Here is a 26,852-nt window from a genome sequence, read left to right as displayed (position 1 = left end):
CGGTCGAACCCGATTTCTGGGTGACAACTCACTATCCTTGGGCGGACAGCCGCCTCACAAAAAAGATTCGGGCGCTGACACTACAGCAGACTCTTCAGCGGGCTAGAGCATTTTCATACCGACTGTACGGGCACTCACGAGTAGGTCGGGAATCCTTTCCCGACGCCACGTCTCGGCCGCGCATCTTCGTCGGCAAAGGATTGCCGACCTACGAATGCTTGAATCCATTCACCCGAGCCGAAGGCGCCAACGACTCCTGCCAAGCCGGTTTTGCCGTACGAGCGAGATGAAAACGCTCTACGTACATTCAGGGAAGTCTTGCGGCATAGGCAACCTGCAGGACAACCCCGCCAATCAAGCCAATCAGTCGAGATTCCGCAAATATTTGCGGAATGTACTTAGTAGTAGCTCCTTCGAACATTTGAGGGACGTCGCTCCACGCGACGCCCCTCCCGATCGGCGAGTGTGCGATTGGGTTGGCACACTCGTGGGTTACTAGAGCTGGCCGATATTTGTATACAGCCAATGGTCGGTGCCTCTAACGCCGCACAATACCTGAGTGCTACCAACCAAAGTGCAACTGGGGTCGCCGTAAATATTCAAAAATGTTGTACGTTGATACCCGGTCCAGTTACTGCCGTTAAAGGTGTTGACGAACAGATTACTATCCGTGCCCTTAACAGCGCAGAGCGCCCTTGGGGTTGCTGACAGCACGTTGTAAGGCGTGCAACTTGGACTCGAAGTCAGAATGCCTCCGAGGTTTTCAAACGCGCTCCACGCGGAGCTATCGAAGCGAGTGACGTAAAGGGCGCTGTTCGTGGCTCTGACCCCACAGATAAACTGGTTCTCATCGACAAAAGTACAGCTTGGATCGGCTGTGATGGAGCCATCGGCGCTTAGGATCGTTTCCGTGCCCCAGCTCGTGCCATCAAAGCGTAATACCCGGAGCTCGCCCGTCGTGGTAACCGCACCACAGAGGGCTCCGCCTATAAAATCGTCGGTGCAAGTCGGATTGAATATGTGCGCTCCACCGAGGCTTACAAACCCGGTCCAATTGGTGCCATCGAAGCGATTCGCCATAAGGGTACCGTCCGCGTCGATGATGGCGCAAATAGCCTGATTCGTCCCAAAAATCCCCGTACAAACCGGGTTGGAAATGCTGACACCGCCTAACTGTTGGAAACCGCTCCACGAGGCACCGTTATAGCGATTGACGAAAACGGTGCTATCCGTGCCGATCGTGGCGCATAACGCCTGATTATTGCCCACATACGTGCAACTGGGTTTTCCTATGATTATCCCGTCCAGTTCCGTAAATCCGCTCCAGCTGCTGCCATTAAAGATGTTGACGATCAGCGTTCCTGCGCTGCTCACCGTTCCACAGATAGCCTTGCCATCTAACATCAAGCTGCAACTGGGATCTGAAACCACGACTCCACCCTGATTCTGGAATCCGCTCCATTGCGCTTGCACGGCTGTCGGTGGGCAAAGCAGTGAGAATGTGATCGCTGTCGCGCTGATCAATGTTCTGATTGAATTTGTCATGTCAAAACTCCTTTTCGATGTCGGGGGAGCTCCAGATATTAACCAGGCCCGTAAATACCCTCCTGGTAATTCGGGCCGCCGCCCAGGCCGGTACACGCCCGGCCTGGGCTCACGCGGCTTGTCGCCGCGCCGGGGCATCCCTGCCCCGGATTAACCCGGCCTATATTTATAGGCCGGGTTAATAAGTTCTCTCCTTTGGGGCCAAATACGCCGGGAGCGAATCTGGCCTAGCGGAACTCACCCGGGGATGTCGGACAGGAAAGCCCGATGACATTGGGTGAGGGTCTTTTAGCTGAGACAGTTACCCACATCATTTAATCCGAACACGGAGATGTTCGAGTAATCACACTTGATCGCGTGTTCAAGCGTGTATTCACAAACCAGCATTCCCTTCGCCGCACCTATCGACTCGGCAATATGCACGGACGTGGAAAGGTGGGTTCAGTCGATGACGGGCCCGGACCACGCGCGATATGGAACCCATTCGATGTGGCGAACCAAGGCAACCTTGGTGTATCGGCGCACCGGGAATCTTCGGGCGGTGCGATTATTGCTTGGCCACAGCGACCGGAATGCACGGTTCGTTATCTCGGAATCGAAGTGGACGATGCCTTGGAAATTTCCGAACAAAACGGAAGTCTGATCGGACTCGATGACGTTTGCCTGAACGGTCGCTTAGGTCGGGCGTTCGGGCACTTTGTGGAGTACGAACGACCCAACTCAGCCGCCGGCCCCTGAAATATCATCTGGGGGCTTGCTGATTTCTTAGGAGTAGTCCCTTCGCGCTGCTCGAAAAGACAGAGTTTGGCCGATCGATTCGAAAACGACGAATGGGTACTATTCGGCCATACCGGCCATCCAACATTCTCGACACCAGTCATTCCTGAACGGCAGCTTCCTCGAAAATCGAGCGAGTTGTTCGTGCCCACTTCTGCAGATAGGCCAGACAGCCGATCGCGAGCTTTAGTAGCTGAGTCACCGGCAAACGATCGGGAGGGCTGAGCGATGACCCTGGCTGCCGGCGGCAAGGCCCATCTCGCGATAGTGTCGCTGGAGGTGAAGGCGGATAAATGTGCAGCGAGGCAATGGATGGAACTCAACGACTCAGCTCAGCCGGCGCCCGGCGCCGCGGCAGAAGCACCCGGCAGGCGCCAATCGATCAATTCAGTGACAACTCCGTCCGCAAACGCTCTGCCGTCATATCGACGAACGAACGGACTTTCGCCGACGAATGGCGACCTTCGCGGTGCAGGATATGGACCGGAACCGGTGGGCTTTCGAATTCGCTGAGAACGATTTTCAGCTTGCCAGTCTGTAGCGGCTCGGCAATTTGGTAGGACAGCAAGCGGGTAATCCCTAAGCCGGCCATCGCCGCACTGGCCGCCGAGTCGTTGTCGCTGACGCTCAAGATCGGTTGTAACTTGAGCGTCCGCGGCAGCCCGTCGCGCAGGAAGCGCATTTCATTATTCGGATTTAGGCCGCGCGCCAGGATGATTTGGTGCTTGAGCAAATCGTCCGGCGTGTGCGGAACGCCGTGCGTTGCCAGGTAGTCCGGCGATGCGCACAGTACCTGTCTTACCGAGCCGACTCGCAGTGCCCGGTACGATGAATCGGGCAATTCGGCAATCCGGATCGCCACGTCCACGCCTTCCTCCAGCATGTTGACAACCCGGTCGACGAACAGCGCATTGACTTCCACCGCCGGATAGCGGCGCAAATACTCGACGATGCCCGGCATCACATACAAGCGGCCGAACAAAACCGAGGCGGTAACGGTCAGTTGGCCGCGCGGTTCGGCGTTGATGCCCAGTGCAGCGTTGTCGGCTTCATCGGCCAAGGCGATGATGCGTTTGGCGTCCTCGTAGTATTTCTGGCCGGCCTCGGTCATCCGCACGTAGCGGGTGGTGCGGTTCAGCAATTTAACGCCTAATCGCTCTTCCAACGCCGCCACCGCACGCGTCACGGCCGGTGGCGACATGTGAAGCTTGCGGGCACCGCCGGCAAAACTTTCCGCTTCGACCACCGCGACATACACGGTCATTAAATGGAGACGATCCATTAATAATTCCAGTTAACGGAATTTAAAATTGATATTTTTGACGATTCTTTATTCTATCGCAACAAGACAGACTATATCCGCCTGCCGAATTTCACGCGGGCGTATGACAAACCCTTTCATCATCTGGAGAACCAACATGAGCCGTATCACCACCGTCAGCAACGAAAGCGCCAACACCGAACAACGCAGCCTGTTGGATGCGATCCAAAGCCAGTTGGGCATGGTGCCTAATTTCCTGCGGGTGTTCGCAAACTCGCCGGACGCCCTAAAAGCCTTCCTTGGCCTGCATCACATCGCCAACCACGGTTCACTGGACGCCGCCACACGCGAGCGCATCGCGCTGGCGCTGGCGCAGCAGAACGAATGCGAATACTGCCTGTCCGCGCACACTGCCATCGGCCGCAAAGCCGGTTTGAACGGGGCGGAAATCGAAGCCAACCGGGCCGGTTCCAGTCAGGATGCAAAGGCGGCAGTGGCGGTTCGATTCGCCCGCGCCCTGGCCGAGCACAAGGGCGAGGTCACCAACGCGGAACTGCAGGCCATGCGCGACGCCGGATTTAGCGAGGCGGACATCGTCGAGGTGATCACCCATGTTGGCATGAACGTGCTGACCAATATCCTGGGTAAAGCCAGTCGGGTTGAAATCGACTTCCCGAAAGTGGCCTTAAAACAGGCGGCCTAGTATTGACCCGGGCCAAGTACAAGGACGGACTTGTGCCCGGACTCTTGCGCTGAATGGAATAAAGTCTTGCAGATTACGGCTATTCAATACAGTTGGCGGCTGTGTCACGGTAAACGCCAATGTTTCCAACCCAATCAGGAGCAAGCTCATGGCCCGCGCTTTTGCCAAAATCAGTTTCACACCCGACGTGCAAGCGGTACAAACCGAAATGGGCAGCCGCACGGCCTATCGGGCGGCCGAGCTCGGCGAGGCCGAAGAGGTTGTACTGGGCGGCGCCGAGCAAACCTTTATTGCCGAGCGCGACAGCTTTTATCAAGCCACGGTGAGTCAAACCGGCTGGCCCTATGTGCAGCATCGCGGCGGGCCGGTGGGATTCTTGAAAGTGTTGGATGACCGTACCCTTGGTTACGCCGATTTCAGCGGCAACCGCCAATACATTTCGGTAGGCAATTTACGCGGCGACGACCGGGTTAGTTTGTTGCTGATGGACTATCCGCAGCGGCGGCGCTTGAAAATCTGGGGTCGGGCACGAGCGGTGGACGAACGCACCGAGCCGGCATTGCTGGCGAAACTGGAATCGCCCGACTTTCGCGCCCCCGTCGAGCGCGGCATCGTTATCCGGGTCGAAGCCTTCGACTGGAATTGCCCCAAGTACATCACACCACGCTACAGCCAACGCGAAGTCGAAGCGCTGATCGAACAAGCCCGCCGCCAACCCGTAGCGGTGGATAAACCAGTCCCTCGCTCATTGGGCACTGGCGCATTGCCCTTGACCATTACCGGGATTCGGCAACTGACGCCGCGCATTCGCGCCTATGAATTGCGCCATGCCGATGGCGAGCCCCTGCCTGGCTATCGGGCCGGGGCGCATATCCGCGTGCCGATTGAGCTGACCAACGGCGACATCACCAGCCGCGCTTATTCGCTGACCGACGCGCCGGACGATCCGGACTGCTACCGCATCGCCGTGCTAAGAGTGGACGCAGGAGAAGGCGGCTCGTCGGCATTGCACGCCGGCTGGCAACTGGGAACCCGCCTCAACCTCGATCCGCCGGACAACTATTTTCCACTGCACGACGACGACCGCCCGGCATTGTTGATCGCCGGCGGCATCGGTATCACCCCGTTAAAAGCGATGGCCGAGGCATTGGCCGCACGGGGTGCGGATTTTCAACTGCATTACACCGGCCGTGCGCCGCAGGAAATCGCCTTTGTCAAAGACTTGCGACGGCAGTTTCCCAATCGATGCCGGTTTTATTTCAGCCAGGTGCAAAACCCGACTCGGCTGGACGTGTCGGCCCTGCTCGCTAACGTCTCGGCCGATGCCGTCATTTACGTCTGCGGCCCAACCCGCCTGATCGACGCCGTGCGCCAAACCGCCCGCCAACTCGGCATCGCCGAACAGCGAGTGCAATTCGAAAGTTTCACTTAGCCAGGAGAGCATCATGATGACCCTGTATGACGTGCCGCTATCGGGCAATTGCCACAAGGTTCGATTGTTGTTGAGTTTTCTGTCGCTACCGTACCGAACCCAGGCGGTCAATCTAGTCGGCGGCGAACAACGCAGCCCGGATTATTTGCAACTCAATCCGTTCGGCCAAGTGCCGGTATTAGATGACGACGGCTTGACCATCCGTGACAGCCAAGCCATTTTGGTCTATTTGGCCAAACGCTACGGCGGCGAACAATGGTGGTCGGACGATGCCTTCCGCTTGGCGCAAATCGCCGCTTGGCTATTGACCGCCGCCAATGAAATCTTCCACGGGCCGGCCATGCTGCGCGTACACCACAAATTCGGCCGCGCCATCGATACGGCAAAAGCCCAGCAAACTGCCGAAAAAGTACTGGGTATTATCGACCGCCACCTGGAAAGCCGCGATTGGCTAGCCAGCGACACAGTATCCATCGCCGACGTTGCCGCCTATCCCTACGTGGCGCTGGCGCCGGAAGGCGGCATCGACATCGGCGCTTACCCGAAGATCGTCGCCTGGTTTCAGCGCCTTCGAGCCTTGCCCGGTTATGTTCCGATGCCGGGAATGTGGCAGGCTTAACTCACTCACCCTTCAGTGACGGAGAATAATCATGTCCGAGGAAATCAAACCGCCCGTTCCGCCATTTACCGCTGAAACCGCGGCGCAGAAAGTTCGCATGGCCGAAGACGCCTGGAACTCGCGCGATCCGGACCGCGTCGCACTGGTCTATACCGAAGACACACTCTGGCGCAACCGCGTCGAATTTCCGCGCGGCCGCGAGCAGGTGCGGCAATTTTTGCAACGCAAATGGGCCAAGGAACTGGACTATCGCTTAATCAAGGAATTATGGGCGTTTACCGACAACCGCATCGGCGTGCGCTTTGCTTACGAATGGCATGACGATTCCGGGCTATGGTTCCGCAGTTACGGCAACGAAAATTGGGAATTTAACCGACAAGGCTTCATGGAACGGCGCTTCGCCAGCATCAACGATCTGCCAATCAAGCCAGAACAACGGTTGTTCCACTGGCCTCTGGGCCCTCGTCCCGAGGATCACGCCAGTTTGAGCGATTTGGGGTTATGAATAGCGGCTTGGCGGATAACCGTCCGGCGCTGGACGGTTACGTAAAAATAGACTGTAGACGTAGACTGCTTCGGCCGCTCTGGCTTGCTGACAGAGGTTCTGGAACCGGCGTTAATGACTTAGGGGCCCCAGCACACGCGCGATAGGAAAAATATCGGCTTTCACGCCAGAAAATGGTCAAGCGCTCTGGGTCGATCACACTAAGCGGCCATTCGGGCAAATCAAGAAATGGCCACCACCGTCAGCAAAGACCGAAAACCACCCACTCGAAAACAAACTTCCGGAGATCGTTCTTGGCCGTCATTCAACATTGAAACAGCAAAGCGTCGAGGTAAAGGATCGGAAAAACACCGGCGAGTCCAAGACGGACCAGGCTGCCGCCGAACGTTCGGGTTCCAGACGGACTTCGGTGCTCGCGGATTCACGGGCAGCCCCAAACGAGGCGCTGCCCGTGACGTTTTTGCCGAATGGCGGCGAGGCGTCGTCCGGTTTATCCAGTCGGATCATCGACCGGTGCCGCCACCTTACAGCGCGCGACTACGGGCGTGAATCTCGTTGTCTCGCCGAACCGCGGATGGCCTCGGGTCGAGACTCAGCGGCTCGAACGCGGCCTCCGACAACAACCGCTCGATGCCGGAACGCCTATCGCCGCTCGGACGCAAGCCAGCCTAAAAATAAACCATCGAAGCCGTGCAGGCGAGATCGATGTATTTGGAAGGATTGACCACCCCCTCAAAGGGCGTGGGGATGAACGGCGTGTTCACCGTGGTCAGGATAAGCTGGCTCTTGAAGGTGACCGGCGACTCTCCCAACGAGACGGATGGAATCACCACGGACGCATGTTTAATGTGGAGGTCCGGTATGTGTTCCAACACCACCTCCCAAAGATCGCCAATCAGGGTTGACTCGGTGACGATGTCCGATTCCTGAAAGCGATAGCTTTTTTCGCCCAATTGCAGATTGAGGGTCGTTTGCGTTGGGAGAATGCCAACTTCTGCCTGGCTGCCCACCACCAGGGTAAGGCTGACGTGCCGGCCGGTGCACTCGTAGAAGTTGGGCGTTTGCGCGGCGTCTGCGACGGTCTGCAGCCCCAGTCCGAGCCCAATGGCTCCCAATAGGGACTTGTTCAGGTGCTTCATGCGAATATCCTCCTAAGTTGATGAGAGAGGGCGGTTTGAATCGCCGACCGAAAATGTCACCGGCCAAACCGTAAGATCTGCCTCAAATCGAGGCGGTTGCTATGATGAGGCGATAAGTCCATTCAGGCTGTTAATTAATTCACACGCTGGACACGGCCAGCGCTCTTCAAGATTTCGGTCCGTCGACGGTTCAGCGGTGACTCGCCGGTCGTCGGCCATTCCGGTCATTCGTCCTGACCGATACCGGCCGTTAACTTAAGACAGCATTCTGAGAATCTAGGGCGTTTTTCATCCCGGTGTACGGCTTCGCGTCGGGAAGGAAAAACGTAGATACCGTCTTAGAAATCACGATGCAAGCCCATGATTGGGATCGAACGGTCGGCCGGACTTAAGGACGCCGTAGGCCAGGACGAGGAGCTTGCGCATGGCGGCGCCGACGATGAGTTTGCCGTTCTTGCCTTGGGCTTTAAGGCGTTCGCAGAAGGCCCGGATCAGTGGGTTATGGCGCCAGGCGACGATGGCCGGCATATAAAGGGCCTTGCGGAGCAAGGCATCGCCGGTCTTGGACAGGCGGGTGTGGCCTTTCCACTTCCCGGACTGGTGCTCTTTGGGCGAGAGGCCCGCAAAGGCGGCGACGCTGCGCGCGTTTTCGAAGCGGTGAACGTCGCCCAGGGCGGCCAGCAGCACCGGGATGGTGGCGTCGCCTAAACCGGGGATGGTGTCGAGCAGGTCACGCCGTTGGCGGAGGTCCGGATCGTGGTCGATGTGCTCCCGGATGCGTTGTTGGGTAGCGGCGATCTCGGTGTCGAGGGTGGCGAGCACGGCTTCGATGGAGGCGCGTACGGTGGGGTCGGCCCCGTCCAGGCGGTTTTTTTCCATCTGCCGCATCTCGAGGAGGCTCTCGAGCCGACGCACTAAGGCTTGTAATTGGCGCACGGCCGGCGGAGGCGGCTGCCAGAGCAGAGGCCGTTGGCTGAGACAGAAGCGGGCGATGCGCTTGGCATCGCTTTTATCGGTCTTGGTGCGGCTCAGTTCGGCTTGGCCGAAGGCGTGGATTTGGGCGGGGTTGACCACGCTGACGGCGAGGCCGTGGTCGACCAGGAACAGGGCCAAGCCCTCACCATAGCGGCCGGTGGCCTCCAGGCATACGTGGGGCGTTGGGAAGGCTTGCAGCCAGGCCAGGAACGCCTTAAACCCTTCGGGCGTGTTCTGGAAGACCTTGGTTTTGTACTTGCCGTTGCGTAGCGCGGCGGCGTCGAACTTGGCTTTGGCGATGTCGATACCGATGGGGCTGAACGTCATAGGGTCTCCTGGGTCTGCGTTGACGATGGGGCAAAGTGCTGACCGATCGAAACCGCTCCTGCCGGGTTCAGCCTTATCCATCCAGGGTGTTGCCCAAGGCAGCCCTACGATACCGTTCGAACTCTATGGCGAGGAAGGGACGCTGGGGGACGATCTACGGCGCGGGCTTCAGGCCCAAGGTCGGCAACGTCTTGCCCAGCGTCTGGGTCCGATGATCAGTCGGAGATTCTGCCTCTTGTGGAATCCAGAATCGAGATATAAGGTCGGCAATCCTTTGCCGACACACCGAGTTGGCGAAGGGCTTTGTCGGAAGGGCAGCTCTGGCGCTCCCGGAGACGCCGTTTGCGATTGGAAAGGATTGCCGACCTACCTATCGGGCGCTCTGACACCGAATCGGAAAATGCTCTAGGGAATGAATATTACCGGCTTGAATTTGCCGGTGAGCGACAAACTCTCGAACCCGCTTAGGGCGATGCGATAGTGACATAATGAGCTCTCAGCGTTATAGATCATCCAGCGGGCTGGGTACTCCGTGCCCGCCTCGGTTAAGGATGCTGGTTCGGCATCGTGCTCGATTCAGCGGCGAACGACAGGGCCTCGTGTGGCCTTTCGGAAATTGGACAGCCGGCGAGTCCGGTACGTGTCCTCGGGGATCTCCACCGACGAGGAATGCCAGATCGCCCGGGAAACCTGGCCATCGTGCACGGCAGATCGGGCGGGGCGGGGCGGGGCAGGGCGTTAGGCGATACGATAGACAATGTTCTTATGCATATGGGTGCAGCATACCTAGACCCGAGTAAGGCGGCAGCAGTCTCCGGCGATGGCGGCGGAAGTGCCGGATGCGCTTTGCTTAATCCGGCCTACGCGTCCGCAGGGATATTTTTTCCGGGAAATCTCCTAAGGGGTATATTGCTTCTCGCCATCGGCATGGCAACGATGTTGCCGGCACTCTGCCGGGCACTGGACGGAGCAGATGCCGAGCCGTGCCCGGAGGGCGGGGCCGCGTCCGTTTGGACATCGCCGGAAAAGCCGGTGATCGGCGAGCCGCTCAAGCTCATGGTCGTGGCGACTGACGGGCCGGTGAGCGAACTGAGAGCCTTCGCGCCGGATGGCGCTGAACTAGCCTTGGCCGTCACCTGGCGGGGCGGACCTCCGTGGAGCGCGGCCTCCTTCATCGATCACGCCGTCCCTGGAGCCTACCGCATCGAAGCGCGGAGACAGGGCGAGATGGTCGCATGCCGCCGCCTGATCGTCGGCAACGACGCCGAGGCCGGATCGGAGCGCACCGGAGCCGAATGGGACCGGCGGCACGAGGGGCTATATTCCGCCTGGATCGAACGCCTTTTCGATGCGCCGATCGAGGAAAACTACACACTGCCCTCTCTCGAACCGATCCTCAGGAACCCGGAGCGGAACTTCCTTCACGATCACTTCGGCCAGGGCGAGGACGAGAGGCTTCCCGCCACGCCGGACTGCGCGGACCTCCCGTATTTCCTCCGCGCCTACTTCGCCTGGAAGATCGGATTGCCGGTGGCGTTTCGCGCCTGCGATCGAGGAACTTCGCTCAGGCCGCCGCGCTGTGGAACGGCCATCATCGACCAGCGCTTTTCGGCGAAATCGGCACCTGCTTCGGTCTTCAGAGATCTGTCCCGGCGGCTGATGGATACGGTTCACTCGGGGAATGCCCGAACGGCACTCGAAGACGACGGCACGGACTTCTACCCGGTCGAGCTCAAACGCGAAAACCTGTGGCCCGGCACGGTCTACGCCGATCCCTTTGGGCATATCCTGGTCATCGTGAAATGGGTCCCGCAAACGGGCGATCAGGCCGGATTGCTCCTCGCCGTCGACGCGCAGCCGGACAACTCGGTCGGCCGCAAACGCTTCTGGGAAGGCACGTTTCTTTTTGTCGATGACGTGAAGAGCGCGGGTCCGGGCTTCAAATCCTTTCGGCCGCTCGGGAGAGAGGGGCAGGGGCCTCTGCGCCTCCAGAGCAACGCGGATTTGGCGGAGCATCCCTTCATCGCACCCTATTCGGCGGAGCAGGCCGAGCTTCCGGCGGAGGATTTCTACGCGCGCATGATGCGGCTCATCGATCCTGAGGGGCTGGACGCCGAAAAAGCCTACGAATCCGTGCTCGACGCCTTGGTCGAACAATTGGAGACACGAGTTCACGCCGTCGAGAACGGCGAGAATTTTCAGAGGCATCATCCAGGGGCCATCATCCCGATGCCGACGGGGCCTTCGATCTTCGAGACCGTCGGACCCTGGGAGGACTATTCGACGCCCTCCCGGGACATGCGCCTCCTGATCGCCATGGACGTGCTGACACGTTTCCCGGAGCGCATCGTCCGTTATCCCGAGCTTTTCGTGCTCGGCGGACGGGTGCCGGAAATCGTCAGGGAAGAGATCGAGCAACGGCATCGGAAGCTGATACAAGAGCGGCAGGTTGCCTATACCCGGAGCGACGGTTCGACCTGGCGATTGACGGTCGCCGATATCCTGGCGCGGCGGCCGGCGTTCGAGACGGCTTACAATCCCAACGACTGTCCGGAATTCCGCTGGGGCGCCGAACCGGGAACGGCCGAATATGCCACCTGCGTGCGGCGTGCGCCGGCCGATCAGCGCAATCGCATGGAACAGTACCGTCGCTGGTTCCATGAAATGCGCAGACCTCCACGTTAAGGTTCCACATGGCGTTGGATACGGAAATCCATGAACCTCCCCGCTAGGCGCCCCGAACTGGAGCGGGGGATCGGATGGCTTGGCACGGGGGCGATCCTGGCGGGCACCGTGATCGGCACCGGCATATTCCTGGTGCCTTCGACCATAGCCCGCGAGGCGGGCACGGTCTGGGCGGTGTTCCTGGTCTGGCTGGCCGGAGGGCTCCTTTCGCTCGCCGGGGCGCTCAGTTATGCGGAGCTCGGCGCCACCTTCCCGGAAGCCGGTGGGGAATATGTCTTCCTGCGGCGTGCCTATGGCCCCTTATGGGGATTCCTCTTCGGCTGGCAACAGGTGGTCATCGGCAAGACCGGATCGATCGCCAGCGTCGCCACGGCGTTCGCCATCTTTCTCGGTTTCTTCATCCATGATCTCGATCAACCGGTTTGGGGGTCTTCCGTCGCCGGCCTGGATTTCACGCTCACCGGCGTCCAGCTCGCGGCACTCGCCAGTATCCTGGTCTTCACCCTCTTGAATTACGGCGGCGTCGTCCTGGGAAGCGAGGTACAGACCGTCCTGACGCTGCTGAAGGTTGGCGCCATCGTGGCCTTGGCGGCCCTGGGCCTCGCGAGCGGCGAAGGCTCGTGGGAACACTTTTCCGGTGCTGCCACGGCTTCGACCCGGAACGGCATCGAATTCTATGGCGCCGCGCTGGCGGCCGCATTGTGGGCCTACGATGGATGGAACAACGTGACCATGATCGGGGCGGAGATCCGGAATCCTCAGCGCACGATCCCGCGCGTTCTGATCTTCGGCATCATCGGCGTGATGGCCGTCTACCTCTTGATCAACCTGGCCTATTTCTATGTCCTGCCGCTAGCTGCGGTTCAGCAATCCGGGCGCTTGGCCCAGGACATGGCGTCCTCCGCCCTGGGGGAGTGGGGCGGCAGGGCGATCACGGCGGCGGCGATCGTGTCGACCCTGGCTACCCTGAACGGCGCCATCCTGAGTGGCGCCCGTGTGTCCTACGCGATGGCCCGCGACGGGCTGTTTTTCCGGCACATGGGGGAGGTAGATCCCGTGCATCGGACGCCGGCCAAGGCCTTGATCGTGCAGGGCCTCGCGGCGGGCGGCTTGATCCTGGTATTCGGTCGAGACGAGCGGGCCTTCGAGCACCTGTTCAATTACGCGATCTTCGGCATGTGGGCGTTTTACGGCATCACCGCACTCGCCGTGATCGTGCTGCGCCGCCGTCAGCCGGCACTGCCGAGACCCTATCGGACCTTGGGCTATCCCTGGGTGCCCTTGGCGTTCTTTCTGGTGGCGGGTGCATTCTGCACCAGCCTGGCAATGCATAATCCGCGGGAGACCGGGCTGGGCTTGGCGCTCCTGGCTGGCGGATTGCCTTTTTATGCCTATTGGCGGTTCAGAATGAACGCCGGTTCGGGCGCGGGTCTTGAGTGACGCCGGTGAGCCCGCTCATCCATACCAATGCGATGAACGAACATCATGAACGGATGATTGAAGACCCGGCCGATCTGCTGGGGCCTGGATCTCGTCTTGAGTCGACGGCCCATTCGAGCGCCGACATTTCCTTAATCCAGGAAATAGCCGCCGAAAGGTTCGGGTATGCGGCCCGAGGGCGGGGCAGTGTCAGATTTTCTTACACCTGATTGGGGGTACCAACGCAATAACGGTAATAATCGAGTTTTCTCTCAACTTTCTGCTTCTGTGGTCCCTAGGGATTAGGCGAAACGGAGCGCTGGGAGGGGAATGTCATAGTAACAGTGTCAGGAATTTTTACGGTTTCATCCCCGTTGGCGTGGGCGGGCGTAGGATTAGCGAGGACGGAATGAACGTAACTAATTGGTTGTGAAGATAATTCTTCCTGATGGACGTGCTCTTGAGATGATCGGCGCGAATATTGCTGCGCTCGAAGGTCGGCCATTCCGGTTGTTCTTTACCAATCCAGAGGAGAATAAGGACATGTTCCAGCATTCCGTCATGCGATTCCCGGCGGCAACCTTGCCCAGATTTATCGTGCTGGCTTGCTCCGTCGCGCTCTTCCTGAGCGGGGAGGCGTCGGCCGTACCGTTCGATCCCAACATTTCCATCACGGCCACGGTCGACTTGGATGGTCTCAGTTCTTCCGCGCCGGCGGGATCCACCCAAACCGGGACTTTTTCCCAGGTGATCGGAGGCTCCCTGACGACCTCGACCGTGGACAGCGGTCTCAATCTCACCGGAACCCTGCCCTTGGGCGGCGCCCTGACCGATATCAATGACAGCGTCGGCATCAGCTTCACCGGCACCGGCAACTCCGCTGGCGGCTCCGGATCCTCAGACTTTTTCGGAAATTACGGCGTTACCCTGAGCAATGCCTCGGCGACCGATACCTTCCAGATCACCCTCGGCCTCCAATTTACCAATCAGGTCGATGCCAATGGAGACGACGTGGGCATCGAAGGGGACATCTTTCTGAATGATGGCGTGACGGAAATCTTCTTCAGCGATCTGATTTCCGACACTTTTTTCGGCGACTCAGCCGGCGGCTCGAACGACGGGACCACAGTGGATACACCTTTCGGGCCATTGGGCACCTTCGGTGCGTCCTTGTCGGACAGCGGCACCGTATTGCTCGATTTCCTTCTCAGCCCGGGCGCCATAATAAATCTGACCGGAGAGAACAATATGTTTCTGGCTCTGTTCGATGGCACTTATAGCGCCACCGTCGAGAGCCGGCTCTTTGTCAGCAGCGTGGTGAACCAAACCACGCCGCCGGCCGTTCCCGAACCCGCCACGTTCTGGCTGATCGGAGCAGGCTTAATGGGACTGCGGGCGACACGCCGATCCATCAAAGCAGATTAGACACTCAATCCTGCGAGAACCAACGATGAACACTCTGCACAACAGAATTCGCTCGGTATTGAGAGTCATCCTGTTCGGCGGCATGCTGTCGACCGCCATTTCGGCTTCGGCGGCAGGATCCGAGGACTATCTCGGCTCCATCGACTTTGTCGGTTTCAACTACGCGCCACGGGGTTGGGCCACTTGCGATGGACAACTCCTGTCCATCGCCCAGAATTCAGCGTTGTTTGCGCTGTTGGGCACCACTTACGGCGGCAATGGCCAGACCACTTTCGCCCTTCCCGATTTGCGGGGACGAGTTCCCATGCATATGGGCCAGGGGCCAGGATTATCCAACCGCATTCTCGGTGAAAATGGAGGTTCGGAAGCGGTGACTCTAAACGTCGGCCAGATGCCTGCGCACAGCCACCCCGCAACAACGACAGTTGATACGTCCGGGTTGAAAATCCGGGCAAACACCGGCCAGGCCGCCACCCCCAACCCGGCAGGGAATGCTCTGTCGTCGACCGGCCGTAATAACACCTACAACACGGCCGCGCCGGATGTCGACATGGCGGCGAATTCCGTCGGGGGTACGGCATCCGCGACAACTACCATCGGCACAAGCGGCGGCAGCCAGCCGGTCCAGATCATGCCGCCCTATCTGGTGCTCAACTGCATCGTTGCCCTTGAAGGTCTTTTTCCTTCGCGCAACTGACGTCCGATGGACAGGCGATTCGTTTTCAAGGTGCTTGCAAAAACCCCGGTTCGCCGGGGTCTTTGCTTTGTGGCCGGGTGGTTGGCCGTTTCGACATCCGTTTCTCTCGCGGCGGCCGAAGACTGGTCGGCCCAACTGAAAAAGGCCCAGGAATTGTTGGCCCGGCAGGATTATTCAAGGGCATATGCGGAATATCGGCGACACGCCGAAAAGAAAAACAACCCCCTGGCTCAGTTCACCCTAGCGCTGTTTTACGATCTTGGCTGGGGCCGCCCCAAGGACGCCGCAGAGGCGTGCCGCTGGTATGAGCGCGCGGCCAAGGCCAGGCTGCCAACCGCCCAGCATTTCCTGGGCGACTGCTTGGTGAAAGGCGTTAACGGTCCGACCGACCCGGCCCGCGCGGCCGTCCTCTACGAGGATGCTGCCCAGGGCGGGCACTGGATTTCCCACTGCGCGTTGGCAGAGCTATACCTCCGCGGGACAGGTGTGCCCAAGGACCCGGCCAAGGGCGTCGCGTTGTGCGAACAAGTCGCGGCTCGAGGTATCGTCAAGGCGATGTACGCGACCGCCTTGCTTTACCTGGAGAGCGACCCGGCCGTGCAAGATTCCGCCAAGGGAAGGGCCTGGCTTGAGCAGGCGGCGCAACGGGGCTATGGGGAAGCTCAATATCGGCTCGGAATGATCGAACTCGCCGGCGGCCAGCAGCCAAAAAGTCCGGAGAAAGCCCGCTACTGGTTCGAATCGGCGGCCTCACACGGTTACGGCCCGGCTTACTTCCCAACCGCAGAATTGTATTTCACGGCGCCTCGCGACCCCGCCACCGGCAATTTGGCTCCCGAATTTCTCGCCAAGACGTATATGTGGCTTTCCGCCACCCTCCGGCGGGCGCCTGGTCCTGAAGAAGTGCGACGCGCTTCCGAGATGCTGGAGCAAGTGAACGCCGTTATGCCGGAGACATGGAAGCCCGAACTTGACGAGAAATTAGCCCGCCACTATGCCGCCTTTCCTCCCCCTTGAGTCGCCCGAGGGTAAAGCAGTCGTTCAGAAATGGCCGGTATCGGCGAAGGCGAATGACCGTTCAGGCCGGAGGCTGTGTGAAAACGCAAAAATTGAAAATCGGGTGGAGAGGTTCCGCCGAGTTTTGCCTAACGTTCCTGCCGACGTGGAGTTATCGATTCAGAATTTGCTTGTTAGTGACGGATGAATGGAGTGAATTCCATCTCGAGTCGGTTCGCTCGTGAGTTTTCACACAGCCTCGCCGAATTCCTGCCGTTGATCTGTACGAAGTGCGTGGCGGAAAGTGCGGCTCATTGCTGGTGGAATCAGTCAATCCGAGCGGGAAGCGCCCACAACGAGAATTCCGCGCGCCAAGTGCACGTCCTGAGCACGCTCTCGCCTTTGTTAACCATAACGCGTCCTGATTAGCGATGAACTTCAGCCAAGCGAATTTGCCACTCGGGTCGAGGCTTAGCGAACGCCGCGGCGCGCGCCAGCCGTTGAAGCAGGGTTTTGAGATTGAAACGCCGATTGAAGCGGTATTGGAACTCGGCCAGGTACCGCTGGGCGTATTTCTCGAATTTGAACGCGTGATAGGTGCCGGAAATGGCTGTCTTCAGGTTGCTCAACATCGTATTTACCCAATGGAACTCCGGATGTTGCGCCGACTGCCGCCCAGAGCCCAGGATCAGGCGATGATGGCAAGCGACGACCTGGTGCAGCCTCCGAAACCCGCTCAGGCCATCGGTGAGTGCGTAGGTCGACGGGGCCAAGGCGCGTTTGGCCCAGTCCGCGATAGCCTGCTGCGTGAACGGCAGGGGATCGACGCGCAGGAACAACGGACGCCCGTCGTCCGTGGTTTGCACCGCCATCACAAAGGCCGACTTGTTTTCGGAACCACGCCCCGGTTTCCCCGGCCGCTCACCGCCCAGGTAGGCATCGTCGATCTCGACCCGCCCGGCCAGCTGCCGATCCGTTTCCCGCTCCGCCATCACCTGGATCAACTTGTGCTTCACCAGCCATGCCGTGCGATAACACACCCCGAGATGGCGCATCAGTTCCAGTGCCGAGACATTGTTCTTGGCCTGGGTCAGGAGATACATGGCCAGAAACCAGGTGGTCAGCGGCAGCTTGGTCGCTTGGAAGATCGTCCCGGCGATCAGCGTCGTTTGGCTCCGGCAGTGTCCGCATTGCCAGTATTTCCGCCCGGTCCGTTCGAACACCGTGTGGCGCGCGCCGCCGCAGACCGGACAGCGGAAACCGTCCGGCCAGCGCAGGGCCTCCAGTGCCGCTTCGCACTGCGCTTCACTGCCGTATTGCGTCAGAAACTCGGCCAACGACAAACCCTTTTGAAATTGCACCCGGTTCATAGGCATGGGACACCCCGCTTGTGATAGATGCCCATAGTCTAAGGACCCTAGTGGCTCACTATGTGAGCCTGTACTGAACTTCGTCGCTAATCAGGTAACGCGTTGCTAGTCGTTTTCCGGTTACAGCCATTGCCAGGCGAATTTTGGGCTAAGTACATTCCGCAAATATTTGCGGAATCTCGACAGATTGGCTTGATTGGCGGGGTTGTCCTGCAGGTTCCCTATGCCGCAAGACTTCCCTGAATGTACTTAGAGCATTTTCATACCTATTGTGCGGGCACTCGCGCGTAGGTCGGGAATCCCTTCCCAATCGCAAACGGGCCTTTAATCGGCCCCTTCCAATCGCAAACGGCGTCTTCGGGAAGGGCGTGGCCGGCGCTCCCGGCCAGGCCGTTTGCGATTGGAGCTCCGAAGCCGCCCTTCCCGACGGTGCCGTTGGGCCAACGGGTTCGTCGGCAAAGGATTGCCGACCTACGACTGTAGCACCCTGTAGGTCGGGAATCCCTCCCAATCGCAAACGGCGTCTTCGGGAGCGCCGAAGCCCCTCTTCCCGACGCCACGTCCCGGCCGAGCGTCTTCGTCGGAAGGGTCGCGACTAAAGCGACCGTTTGCGATTGGGAAAGGATTGCTGACCTACGAATGCTTGAATCCATTTACCCGAGCCGAAGGCGCCAACGACTTTCGCCAAGCCTGTTTTGCCGTACGAGCGCGATGAAAACGCTCTAATGCTGCCGCTTGCTTCTGATCATCGTAAGCAAATCAAGCCTGCAAACTTGCCGACAGACGACAAAATTCCTCAAGAAGCCCCATTGACAAATAAGACGACCGGTCATATTGTTCATGCCCCATGAGAAAACGAGATTCCGCCGAAGTCCGAGAAAAGCTGCTCGACCATGGCGTCATGCTTCTTATGGAGCAGGGCTACCATGGCACGGGAATCCAGGAAATCGTCGAAAGCGTCGGCATGCCGAAGGGGTCTTTCTACAACCACTTTCCCAGCAAGGAAGCCTTCAGTGCAGAGGTGGTCCAGCACTACATCGAGCCGTTCATCAAGCAACTCGACGGACACCTAAATCGCAGGAATGTCAGTGCGGAGGCGGCGCTGAAAGCCTATTTCAAAGAACTCATGGAGGAGACCGAGCGCAGAGATTTCAAAGGCGGGTGTCTGCTCGGCAACCTCATCGGAGAGATAGGCGAAACGAGCGATCTTTGTTCTACCTCGCTGCGCGACGCCGTCCACCGTTATCGCGACAAACTGAAAGAAGGTATCGCTCGCGGGCAAGCGGAAGGAAGCTTCCGAAAGGACCTGACAGCCACGTTCATGGCCGACCTGGTGCTCAATCTCTGGCAGGGCGCTTTGCTTCGCATGAAAATCGAACGTTCGGTTCAGCCTCTAACGCAGGTCTTCGAGTTTCTCCTCGACGATTACTTCAAAGCCTGATTTTTTTGCCCGTTGAAAAAACGACCGGTCATCTTGTTTTCGTGTCGAGACTGAGAGAATGGAGAACCGAGATGCTTTATTGACTGATCAAAAGAGAAATGCGCAGAGCCCGAAAACGTTTACCCGACGAGAGTCGATCGATGTCGAAGAAATCCCGCTCCGTCATCCGAAATCTCGGCCCCGATCCGTGACGGGCCCGAAGCCATTGACCGGCGACACGGTCCATGGCGTCTGCATCGCCTTAGACGAAGAGATCGTGCGCAAGCGATGCCCAGCCGAACACATGATGAAAAATTCACAGGAGAAAAAAGCATGAAATGCCATCGCTTCACCCGCGCCTCTTTACGAGCATTGAGTTTGAGCGCCCTGAGCGCCCTGAGCGTCTTGGTACCGGCCACGGCAAGCGCTGAACTGCTCGCCATGCTCAACTATGAAAGCAAGGTTGGGCAGCCGAATCGCAGAGAGGGTATTGCGGTCATCGATGTGGACCCGAACTCGCCCACATTCAACCAGATTGTCAAAGATACGCCCTTGCCCCCGGATTTCGTGGCACATCACATCTATTACAACAAAGACGTGACCAAGGCATATGTCACGTCCCTCGGGCATACCGAGCTCTATGTTTACGACCTCTCGAAATTCCCCGAAGAAAAGACCGTCGTAGCCGTCCCGGATTGCAAGGTGGGAGAGGACATAACGTTCTCGGACGATCGCAAGCACTGGTATCTCAGCTGCATGGGGTCCAACAACGTCATCGTTGGCGACGCCCGGTCGGATAAGCCGATTGCAACGATCGGGAACGACGGAGCTAGCGACAAGTTCATAAAGTATCCCCACGGCGTGATGCTCAATGACGAGCTCGACCGCATCTTCGTGACAAGCACGGTCAACCCCAATGATCTGAACGATGCCGGCGAGACGGTCTCCGTCATACAAGCGTCTACCCGGAAAATTCTTTCGACCCACAAGCTTTCGTATAAACCCTCGCCTTCCGGGGAAGCGCCGGTCGAAATTGCCTTCATCCCCCATCGCAAGCCCCAGATAGCCTACATAAACAATATGAATGGCGGAGCCTTGTGGACTGCGACCTGGCGTTCGGAGACCGAGGACTTCAGATTTCAGAGGGTATTTGACTTCGCGGAAACCGGCCAAAGTATCCCGCTGGAAATGGGCTTCAACGAGGAAGTCGACCGCCTCTATATCACTACAGCCAAGCCCGGCGCTTTCAACATTTTCGACATCGCCGATCCTTATAAGCCAAAACTGCTGTCGACGATCCCGACTGCCGGCGGCGCGCACCACTTCGTGCTCTCGCCCGATCATCGCTACGCCATCGTTCAGAACAGCTTCATCAATTTGCCGGAGATGGACGACGGTTCGGTGAGCGTTATCGACTTGCACCAGAACAAGGTGGTCGCGACGGTCGATGTCCTCAAGAAGGCTGGCCTAACGCCGAACTGCATCATCGCGATGCCCAATTGGTATAAGAGCGATCACTGAGACGAATACGACGCAACTCTATGCGGATGGCCTATTCCGGGGAATATGACCGCTAAGCAGACGCGGACATCCGAATGAGGTTTAACCGGGGAGAGCCGTGGGTTCTCCCCGTTCCATACGGGTAGGCGAGGAGAGGAGGGACATCGGGGAGCAGTCCTCGCGCGCCGACACATGCCGGAATTCGAGAACTGCCCCCATTCACCTGCGGAGGAAGAGATCGACCGTCAAGGCCGCAAACCATGGGCGCGCCTGATTCGCCTTCAGCGGGATTGCGGAGGCGAGCTCGGCGCAGCGGACCGGTCGCCGTTTCTTTTCAGAAAATCCGGGAGCGCGGAGGTGTCTTCCCAAAACAGCAAACCGGACAAGGGCCTGATCGGCTGGGGGTCTGAGGCCATGAGACCCGGGATCCAGTCCGCGGGAATGGCATAGTGTCCGGTCTTGCCGCCCGCGGAGAAGAATGTGGCGAGACCGACCAGGCGGCCGTCCTGGTCGAATATCCCGCTGCCGCTCGCGCCCTGGACGAAACCCGCGGTGGTTTCGATGACCAAGCTGCCGTCATAGGGATGCAAGCGTTCGACACGGCCCTCGGCGAAAGCGATGCCGATAGCTCGGGGATAACCGTACATATAGATCGTTTCGCCGACGGAAAGTACCGATGTGGTGCCCAGACTCGCAACCGGTAGCGACATTCCCGGCGCTTCAAGAATGCACAAATCGTGTTTCAAATCGGCGCGCTGGCTGGCTGCGCGATAGCGTAAAGCGCCTTTCCCGACGACGATCGAATCGGCGTGCCGCGTGACATGGCAGTTGGTCGCCACGCGATCGTAATCGACGACGACACCGGAGCCGACAAAAGCCCTGCCGTCCCTTGGATAGGCCTGGACCTGAACGACGCTGAGCGCAAGCGTGTGATTCACTTCTGCCGCCCAGGCGATGTTTAACATCCAAGGTCCGAGCACGGTAACGATTAATGTGATCTGGCGCATGGGTTTCTTCCTGTTTCCCAGTACTCCGAAGGGAGCCTTTCTGTTTCGAACGTTCGAGCGTACCGGAAGTTTATACGGTTTCCTTTGCCTTTATATCGCCAACGGTTCCCGTGACGGCGACGCGGAAATCGCGTGATTTGGCTCCGAACAGGGGACGATCGTGGCTGCGCTGTTCCAGCGGCGCGTTTCACTGAATGTGGGCTGCGACATCGTTACGCGCTTCGGCATATGCCGGCAAGCTGCCACTCCCTCGCCGGAGGCGCACCAGCAAGTAGCCCGGATGAAACGCAGTGGAATCCGGGAGACTCGATGCACCGATCGTCCCGGATTCCGCAAAGCTCCATCCGGGCTACGCCGGCATCACCAAAAGACGGGAAGCGGGGTGACGAAGGAATGCTTGACCAAATAATGAGAATCATTATCATTCGTATCATGGAGGATGCGTCATCATGGGTTCCATAACTCCCCCGTTGAACGAGAAAGACAGCGTCAGGCTTCGAATCAGCGTCGACAAGCTCTCTGAGCTCATTGAAACAGGGAGCCTTTGTGCGACCGATTTTTCCTGTCTCGATCACCAATCCAAAACCACGATACAGGGCTTATTCCTGCGGTTCTGTCTGCATGGATGTCACGCCCATCGAAACGTGCGGGTTGGCCGACCGCCACCCATGACCGATTCGCCCAGTTGAGTGCCGGTCCCGGCAGACCTCGGAAACCGTTCGACCGACGTGTTCCGAGCGAAGGTGAGGGCTTGGGGGAATGGTCGAGCGTGATCGCCCGCAAATGTCCGGGACACGACCAACTTTGGCCAAAGCCGGGGCCATTGCGATAGAGATCGAGATTTGCGCCCGCTTTTACACATGAACGCCCGTGCGTTCCATAACTTGAGGAGAGACCCGTGCAACGAAAAGCTTGTAATACCGAAACCTTGGCCCGGAGCGAAGTCTGCTCGGTCGAGTACTGCCGGAGCTGCGCCGTGTTCCATGTCAATGTCGGCCCCGTCACGGTGCATTTCCGGCCGTCCACTTTCCGAATGTTGTGCACTACGCTGAACGCAGCACTCGCCCGATTTCGACACGTTCGTCCGGTATTGTCGTCCTGTACCGCAAATCAAGACGAGATCATCGATCGTAGTCCGTGAGGAGCAAGCAAACAATCAATACGAAGTAGCAAGGGCGGCGAGAGGAGCGCCATGGACGAAACGATGAGCGGAGTAGGGGCGACTTGGGCGGACGCATCCGTGCTGGAAGGCGTTCGGCGGTAGAGAGCCGAGCCAATGCAGCAGACCGGCACGGACTTCGGCGCCGCCGTCATACACCACGTTCAGCGAACAAGTCCGGCGATTGGTCCGGACCGTCCTCACCCCGTCCAGATCCGAGACACGGGCTTCGAACTCATCGACGGCGAAACAAGGATGCGCAAGCCGGGCGAGCCGCAGCCGAAACCGCCGGTAGGTATTTTCAAGAACTTCTAGGTGACACGACAATGAAGCTTGAACACGACTCATCTTCGCCCGGAGCGGGCGTCATCGAACTGGCGGATGAGGACCGTCGCCGACTGCGAGACGCTTTCCGCCAGCTCGAATATCCCAGCTTTGCCGCCCATCTGGCCCACGCCGTCGGCACTCCCGTCGACAAGGGGCTCAAGCTGATACCGCCGCGCTGGCATCGTCGCTTCTCCGGACACTTGCAGGCGGGCATCGGCCGGCTTCTGGAAGCCGCGGTCACCCGCCTCGGGCAGGGGCAGCCTCGCAGCGAACGCTTCTACCGTCGCATGGCGCGGAGCACGGGCGCGATTGGCGGATTGTTCGGCGGTTCCGCATTGCTGGTGGAACTGCCGCTCACCACGTTGATCATGCTCGCGGCCATCGCCGAAATCGCCCGCAGCGAAGGCGAGGATTTGAACCGGCCGGAAACCCGTCTGGCCTGTCTCGAAGTTTTCGCTCTGGGGGGACGCTCGAAGGCCGATGATGCCGCCGATACCGGTTATTACGGTTTGCGCCTGGCTCTCGAAGCCGCCGTCAAACAGGCGTCACGCCACATTGCCGAACAGGGCTTGAGCCGGAACGGAGCGCCGGCCATCAGCCGCATGATAGTCATCGTATCCGAGCGTTTCGGACTGATACTGTCGGAGAAAGCCGCCGCGGAAATGCTGCCCTTCGCCGGCGCGGTCGGCGGCGCCTTCATCAACGACTTGTTCGTCCGGCATTTTCAGAGCATGGCCCGCAGCCATTTCGTCATGCGCCGGCTGGAACGCCGCTACGGGCGGCATTACATCGAGGCCGAGTATCGGAAGCTGAAATCGGTTCGGCATGAGCGCCGGGCAGACCCGCCGGCCATGATGGCGCGGTCCGCATGATGCCAATGAGGACGATTCTCGGAAAATGGTCAAGCATTCCTTCTCGCGCCCGCTTTCCGGTCTTTTGGCAGAGCCTATCCCGGTAAGCCGTTCGCGCTGAGCCCCGTCGAAGGGCCTGTCCTGAGCGGAGTCGAAGGGTTTTGGGACCTACTGAATTCGTTCTACCGGGACCACGTTAGGTGCACCTGAACAGGGTCAAATCGCAAGCCCGCCTGCGGTATCCGATCCGGCGATCAAGGTAACGGCAACCGTTTTTTCGCCGAGTATCATCGGAACCTGTCGATCTTCCGTTGTATGCCCGTTTGGGTTATTCACTCTCGGTGCTCACGAGGACCAGTTTTCGGCCGTTCCGGTCATCCGGTCTGACCAAAATCCGCCGTTCAGGAATGCTGCTTTCTTCAGAGGCGGGGGAGTAGTCCGTGACCGAAGCGGACTGTCGCAAGCAAGTCAAGTTATCGACCGCCGCCACACTGTTACATACCTGTCCATGCCTCAATTTAGTCTGTGCTATCTGGGCTTCATTGCGCACTGAATTCCGCATCTTTTATCCTTTCGCCAGCATACTACCGGCGACATCGCCTCCGGTCGCTGCGAAATAGGTGGTGCCACTTGCTCACAGGATATACGACAACGTGCTGACAGCAGTCGAACTCTCCAAGCGATACTCCGGTCGGCCGGTCATAGACGGCTGGTCGTACGAATGGCCCAAGCCGGGCGTCCATCTGATCGCGGGTGCGAACGGCGTGGGTAAATCGACTCTCCTCGGCATGCTCGCGGGCGCCCTGGTTCCCGATGCCGGTGAAGTTTGGATCCGCGGCGTGAGCCTTAAGGCCCGACCGGCCCGCGCCCTCCGTTGCTTGGCTTATTGCCCGGCGGATTGTCCGGTCTTCCCCTTTCTGACTGGTGAGGAGTGGCTGGCCTTCGTCGGTTCTGTTCGGGGCGGCTGGGATACCGAGACCTTGGATCAGCTGACCGAATCGTTTCGGCTACACGCGTATTTGAAGACGAACTTCGGCCACATGTCGTTGGGTACGGCAAGGAAGTTTCTGTTGCTTGGCACTGTCGCCGCGGAGGCGGATGTCCTCATCTTGGACGAGCCCAGCAACGCGCTCGACGCCGCCTCGCTTGCGGCCTTGCAGGCGACGCTCCGGCGCCTGGCCAAGACGCGGCTGATCCTGATGTCTTGCCACGAGACCTCGCGGCATGCGGCCTTCGGCATACGGCCTGAAAACACCGTGACATTGACTTGAGAGGCTGTCACGTGTCTCGCCATCCACCGTTGGAAGTGTCCCGATCGCGCCTGTTTTTCCGCCTGCTCGGCTGGCGCTTGCGCCATTACGCCGACGCGACCCTGAAGCTTTTGCTCCGCCGCTGGCAATCTGTGCTCTTCGCACTTTTAGTCGTTTCGCCAGCCGCCACGCCACTTGCCGCACAAATCGACGCCGTCGGGACGCCGGTACGCAAGATTGTGGAAGGCGGCAGTCCGGCTTACGCGCTGACCGCCTGGCTGACCCTGTCACTGCTGGCCATCGCCTGGGCGGCCGTGCAAGCCGATGCCTTGCGAGGAGGCGCGCCCTGGCGATATCTGCGCACGCTGCCGGGGCTATCTCGCTTCGAGACCGGGCTCGACCTGACGCTGCTGCTAATTGCCGATCTCCCCCTGCTATTGCCCTTCGCCGCCTACGGGATCACTCTGCTCGGACCCGCCCGCAGTGGCGGTCTGGAGCATGGACTGCTGGCCTTGGCCCTCGGTACCCAATGGCCCATCGTGCAGCAACTCGTACTGCGTGGATCGTGGGCCGCATTGCTGGTCGCTGCAAGTGCGCTGATCGCCATGCTGGCTTTGTGCGTCGACGGGGCACGCGAATTTGCCCTTGTCCTGCTCACGGGCGGACCGATCGCGGCCTTCCGTCTGCGCAGGCGCCTGACGGGAGTGATGAAGACCGGATCTTGGCGGATCGGAAGCAGAATCGGCCAGCATCTACACCCTGTGGTAAACCTTGCGGCCATGGACGCGCTGGCATTGATGCAATGGAGCCAGTTGCCGGCGCGAGTGGCGCTGCTGGCTTATGCGGGTATTCTTGGCTGGTTCGGGACCGGCTGGGAGGCTGTCGGATTTCAACCGCAGGTGGCGGTAGGCCTGCTGCTGGCGGGATTCGTTCCGCTGATATTCCAGGTGGCTGGACTGGCGTTGACCCTGCGTGCCGAGCGCGCGCCCATGCGCCCCCTGCTGGCATCGTTGGGGATAGGAACAGCCGCCACGTTCGTGGCCGACCTGCTGGTATTGGTAGCGGCGTTCTGTCTGCTCGCGTTCCTGCCTGTCGCCACGCTTTACCCGCTCGCAGGTTCCTACGCCTTCCTGATACTACCCTTGGGAAGCACGGCAGTCGCCGTGACGCTCGCTCTTTACTCGACTATCGACGCAACGCGGTTCTGGCCCAAGTTGGTCACCGCAGCGGCGTTTTGGCTGGCGGCATGGCGGGTGGTCATGTTTCATTAGGAGCATCGGTTCGGGACCTGATACGGGCTGGAAGACCTTCATATCGAGATTCTCGAAGACCGCACGGCCCTCTACGGTCTTACCGCAAAGGCAGTCGACCGGATCGATCGCCAGTTCGAAGACACTCCATAAAGCAGCCGTTCGAACGAAATTGTTAAATAACGACGAACGGCGGGTATGGCCGAATACTGA

General features: G+C 59.2%; 22 protein-coding genes. 16 read left to right on the top strand and 6 right to left on the bottom strand.

Going from position 1 to position 26,852, the window contains the following annotated elements; translation table 11 throughout:
- Positions 1 to 495: 495 nt before the first annotated feature.
- Positions 496 to 1,545 carry a hypothetical protein gene (locus ACR2R1_RS08575; protein ID WP_086134540.1) on the bottom strand — a complete coding sequence of 350 codons (1,050 nt, stop codon included), beginning with the start codon at positions 1,543 to 1,545 and terminating at the stop codon, positions 496 to 498.
- Between the two features lie 1,159 nt (positions 1,546 to 2,704).
- Positions 2,705 to 3,604 carry a LysR family transcriptional regulator gene (locus ACR2R1_RS08570; RefSeq protein WP_086134539.1) on the bottom strand — a complete coding sequence of 300 codons (900 nt, stop codon included), beginning with the start codon at positions 3,602 to 3,604 and terminating at the stop codon, positions 2,705 to 2,707.
- Positions 3,605 to 3,740: 136 nt separating this feature from the next.
- Here ACR2R1_RS08570 and ACR2R1_RS08565 point away from each other — a divergent pair, with 136 nt between their 5' ends.
- The 4 genes from ACR2R1_RS08565 to ACR2R1_RS08550 all read left to right on the top strand — a co-directional run bounded on the left by ACR2R1_RS08565 (position 3,741) and on the right by ACR2R1_RS08550 (position 6,842).
- On the top strand, positions 3,741 to 4,286 hold the full coding sequence (locus ACR2R1_RS08565) for a carboxymuconolactone decarboxylase family protein (protein WP_086134538.1): 546 nt from the start codon (positions 3,741 to 3,743) through the stop codon (positions 4,284 to 4,286).
- A gap of 148 nt (positions 4,287 to 4,434) precedes the next feature.
- On the top strand, positions 4,435 to 5,718 hold the full coding sequence (locus tag ACR2R1_RS08560) for a pyridoxamine 5'-phosphate oxidase family protein (RefSeq protein WP_434113600.1): 1,284 nt from the start codon (positions 4,435 to 4,437) through the stop codon (positions 5,716 to 5,718).
- Positions 5,719 to 5,731: 13 nt separating this feature from the next.
- A complete protein-coding gene (locus ACR2R1_RS08555) occupies positions 5,732 to 6,337 on the top strand; it encodes a glutathione S-transferase N-terminal domain-containing protein (RefSeq protein ID WP_086134536.1) in 606 nt (201 codons plus the stop codon).
- Between the two features lie 31 nt (positions 6,338 to 6,368).
- Positions 6,369 to 6,842, top strand: a complete 474-nt coding sequence (locus tag ACR2R1_RS08550; protein ID WP_086134535.1) for a DUF1348 family protein — start codon at positions 6,369 to 6,371, stop codon at positions 6,840 to 6,842.
- Between the two features lie 668 nt (positions 6,843 to 7,510).
- Here ACR2R1_RS08550 and ACR2R1_RS08545 read toward each other — a convergent pair.
- Both ACR2R1_RS08545 and ACR2R1_RS08540 read right to left on the bottom strand, forming a co-directional pair.
- Positions 7,511 to 7,981, bottom strand: a complete 471-nt coding sequence (locus tag ACR2R1_RS08545) for a hypothetical protein (RefSeq protein WP_434113037.1) — start codon at positions 7,979 to 7,981, stop codon at positions 7,511 to 7,513.
- Between the two features lie 345 nt (positions 7,982 to 8,326).
- A complete protein-coding gene (locus tag ACR2R1_RS08540; RefSeq protein WP_434110321.1) occupies positions 8,327 to 9,283 on the bottom strand; it encodes an IS110 family transposase in 957 nt (318 codons plus the stop codon).
- A gap of 936 nt (positions 9,284 to 10,219) precedes the next feature.
- Between ACR2R1_RS08540 and ACR2R1_RS08535 the strand changes: the two genes are divergently transcribed.
- The 5 genes from ACR2R1_RS08535 (at position 10,220) to ACR2R1_RS08515 (ending at position 16,526) form a co-directional block, all read left to right on the top strand.
- Positions 10,220 to 11,968, top strand: a complete 1,749-nt coding sequence (locus ACR2R1_RS08535) for a hypothetical protein (protein ID WP_434113595.1) — start codon at positions 10,220 to 10,222, stop codon at positions 11,966 to 11,968.
- A 30-nt stretch (positions 11,969 to 11,998) separates the two neighbouring features.
- Positions 11,999 to 13,408 (top strand): APC family permease, encoded by a 1,410-nt coding sequence (locus ACR2R1_RS08530; RefSeq protein ID WP_434113592.1) that lies wholly within the window; start codon positions 11,999 to 12,001, stop codon positions 13,406 to 13,408.
- Between the two features lie 522 nt (positions 13,409 to 13,930).
- Positions 13,931 to 14,812 carry a PEP-CTERM sorting domain-containing protein gene (locus tag ACR2R1_RS08525; protein ID WP_168175353.1) on the top strand — a complete coding sequence of 294 codons (882 nt, stop codon included), beginning with the start codon at positions 13,931 to 13,933 and terminating at the stop codon, positions 14,810 to 14,812.
- 25 nt (positions 14,813 to 14,837) lie between these two features.
- A complete protein-coding gene (locus ACR2R1_RS08520) occupies positions 14,838 to 15,509 on the top strand; it encodes a phage tail protein (RefSeq protein WP_240502412.1) in 672 nt (223 codons plus the stop codon).
- A 6-nt stretch (positions 15,510 to 15,515) separates the two neighbouring features.
- Positions 15,516 to 16,526 carry a tetratricopeptide repeat protein gene (locus ACR2R1_RS08515; protein ID WP_434113588.1) on the top strand — a complete coding sequence of 337 codons (1,011 nt, stop codon included), beginning with the start codon at positions 15,516 to 15,518 and terminating at the stop codon, positions 16,524 to 16,526.
- A gap of 404 nt (positions 16,527 to 16,930) precedes the next feature.
- Here ACR2R1_RS08515 and ACR2R1_RS08510 read toward each other — a convergent pair whose 3' ends face one another.
- The gene (locus ACR2R1_RS08510; protein ID WP_434112355.1) at positions 16,931 to 17,881 is read right to left on the bottom strand and encodes an IS1595 family transposase; all 951 of its coding nucleotides are present in this window, start codon (positions 17,879 to 17,881) and stop codon (positions 16,931 to 16,933) included.
- Positions 17,882 to 18,722: 841 nt separating this feature from the next.
- Between ACR2R1_RS08510 and ACR2R1_RS08505 the strand changes: the two genes are divergently transcribed.
- From ACR2R1_RS08505 to ACR2R1_RS08495, 3 genes are read left to right on the top strand one after another with little or no spacing between them, the layout of a single operon-like run.
- Positions 18,723 to 19,316, top strand: a complete 594-nt coding sequence (locus ACR2R1_RS08505; protein WP_434113585.1) for a TetR family transcriptional regulator C-terminal domain-containing protein — start codon at positions 18,723 to 18,725, stop codon at positions 19,314 to 19,316.
- A gap of 58 nt (positions 19,317 to 19,374) precedes the next feature.
- Positions 19,375 to 19,632 carry a hypothetical protein gene (locus ACR2R1_RS08500; RefSeq protein WP_434113582.1) on the top strand — a complete coding sequence of 86 codons (258 nt, stop codon included), beginning with the start codon at positions 19,375 to 19,377 and terminating at the stop codon, positions 19,630 to 19,632.
- Entirely contained in the window at positions 19,629 to 20,816 is a 1,188-nt protein-coding gene (locus tag ACR2R1_RS08495) for a YncE family protein (RefSeq protein WP_434113580.1), read from the top strand. Before ACR2R1_RS08500 ends, ACR2R1_RS08495 begins: the two co-directional genes overlap by 4 nt.
- A 260-nt stretch (positions 20,817 to 21,076) precedes the next feature.
- Here ACR2R1_RS08495 and ACR2R1_RS08490 read toward each other — a convergent pair whose 3' ends face one another.
- Positions 21,077 to 21,802 carry a S1 family peptidase gene (locus ACR2R1_RS08490; protein WP_077728905.1) on the bottom strand — a complete coding sequence of 242 codons (726 nt, stop codon included), beginning with the start codon at positions 21,800 to 21,802 and terminating at the stop codon, positions 21,077 to 21,079.
- A 1,276-nt stretch (positions 21,803 to 23,078) separates the two neighbouring features.
- Between ACR2R1_RS08490 and ACR2R1_RS08485 the strand changes: the two genes are divergently transcribed.
- From ACR2R1_RS08485 to ACR2R1_RS08470, 4 genes are all read left to right on the top strand, one after another.
- The gene (locus tag ACR2R1_RS08485; protein WP_086133405.1) at positions 23,079 to 23,276 is read left to right on the top strand and encodes a hypothetical protein; all 198 of its coding nucleotides are present in this window, start codon (positions 23,079 to 23,081) and stop codon (positions 23,274 to 23,276) included.
- Positions 23,277 to 23,287: 11 nt separating this feature from the next.
- A complete protein-coding gene (locus ACR2R1_RS08480) occupies positions 23,288 to 24,160 on the top strand; it encodes an EcsC family protein (RefSeq protein ID WP_077728908.1) in 873 nt (290 codons plus the stop codon).
- Positions 24,161 to 24,792: 632 nt separating this feature from the next.
- Entirely contained in the window at positions 24,793 to 25,410 is a 618-nt protein-coding gene (locus ACR2R1_RS08475) for an ATP-binding cassette domain-containing protein (protein WP_210023880.1), read from the top strand.
- Between the two features lie 11 nt (positions 25,411 to 25,421).
- Entirely contained in the window at positions 25,422 to 26,660 is a 1,239-nt protein-coding gene (locus ACR2R1_RS08470) for a hypothetical protein (protein ID WP_347258822.1), read from the top strand.
- The last annotated feature ends 192 nt before the right edge of the window (positions 26,661 to 26,852 follow it).

Source organism: Methylocaldum sp. GT1TLB (genome assembly GCF_051027445.1).
In the GTDB taxonomy this organism is placed as follows: domain Bacteria; phylum Pseudomonadota; class Gammaproteobacteria; order Methylococcales; family Methylococcaceae; genus Methylocaldum.
The sequence above is the reverse complement of the archived record's forward strand: the minus strand, read 5'-3'. Positions and strand labels throughout refer to the sequence as shown.

Excerpts from the sequence above, each read along its gene's own strand:
- ACR2R1_RS08575 (WP_086134540.1), bottom strand. The coding sequence starts at position 1,545 with ATGACAAATTCAATCAGAACATTGATCAGCGCGACAGCGATCACATTC.
- ACR2R1_RS08530 (WP_434113592.1), top strand. The coding sequence starts at position 11,999 with ATGAACCTCCCCGCTAGGCGCCCCGAACTGGAGCGGGGGATCGGATGG.
- ACR2R1_RS08515 (WP_434113588.1), top strand. The coding sequence starts at position 15,516 with ATGGACAGGCGATTCGTTTTCAAGGTGCTTGCAAAAACCCCGGTTCGC.
- ACR2R1_RS08535 (WP_434113595.1), top strand. The coding sequence starts at position 10,220 with ATGTTGCCGGCACTCTGCCGGGCACTGGACGGAGCAGATGCCGAGCCG.
- ACR2R1_RS08550 (WP_086134535.1), top strand. The coding sequence starts at position 6,369 with ATGTCCGAGGAAATCAAACCGCCCGTTCCGCCATTTACCGCTGAAACC.
- ACR2R1_RS08510 (WP_434112355.1), bottom strand. The coding sequence starts at position 17,881 with ATGCCTATGAACCGGGTGCAATTTCAAAAGGGTTTGTCGTTGGCCGAG.
- ACR2R1_RS08485 (WP_086133405.1), top strand. The coding sequence starts at position 23,079 with ATGCAGCAGACCGGCACGGACTTCGGCGCCGCCGTCATACACCACGTT.
- ACR2R1_RS08560 (WP_434113600.1), top strand. The coding sequence starts at position 4,435 with ATGGCCCGCGCTTTTGCCAAAATCAGTTTCACACCCGACGTGCAAGCG.
- ACR2R1_RS08495 (WP_434113580.1), top strand. The coding sequence starts at position 19,629 with ATGAAATGCCATCGCTTCACCCGCGCCTCTTTACGAGCATTGAGTTTG.
- ACR2R1_RS08520 (WP_240502412.1), top strand. The coding sequence starts at position 14,838 with ATGAACACTCTGCACAACAGAATTCGCTCGGTATTGAGAGTCATCCTG.
- ACR2R1_RS08555 (WP_086134536.1), top strand. The coding sequence starts at position 5,732 with ATGATGACCCTGTATGACGTGCCGCTATCGGGCAATTGCCACAAGGTT.
- ACR2R1_RS08545 (WP_434113037.1), bottom strand. The coding sequence starts at position 7,981 with ATGAAGCACCTGAACAAGTCCCTATTGGGAGCCATTGGGCTCGGACTG.
- ACR2R1_RS08525 (WP_168175353.1), top strand. The coding sequence starts at position 13,931 with ATGTTCCAGCATTCCGTCATGCGATTCCCGGCGGCAACCTTGCCCAGA.
- ACR2R1_RS08490 (WP_077728905.1), bottom strand. The coding sequence starts at position 21,802 with ATGCGCCAGATCACATTAATCGTTACCGTGCTCGGACCTTGGATGTTA.
- ACR2R1_RS08505 (WP_434113585.1), top strand. The coding sequence starts at position 18,723 with ATGAGAAAACGAGATTCCGCCGAAGTCCGAGAAAAGCTGCTCGACCAT.
- ACR2R1_RS08500 (WP_434113582.1), top strand. The coding sequence starts at position 19,375 with ATGGAGAACCGAGATGCTTTATTGACTGATCAAAAGAGAAATGCGCAG.
- ACR2R1_RS08570 (WP_086134539.1), bottom strand. The coding sequence starts at position 3,604 with ATGGATCGTCTCCATTTAATGACCGTGTATGTCGCGGTGGTCGAAGCG.
- ACR2R1_RS08480 (WP_077728908.1), top strand. The coding sequence starts at position 23,288 with ATGAAGCTTGAACACGACTCATCTTCGCCCGGAGCGGGCGTCATCGAA.
- ACR2R1_RS08565 (WP_086134538.1), top strand. The coding sequence starts at position 3,741 with ATGAGCCGTATCACCACCGTCAGCAACGAAAGCGCCAACACCGAACAA.
- ACR2R1_RS08540 (WP_434110321.1), bottom strand. The coding sequence starts at position 9,283 with ATGACGTTCAGCCCCATCGGTATCGACATCGCCAAAGCCAAGTTCGAC.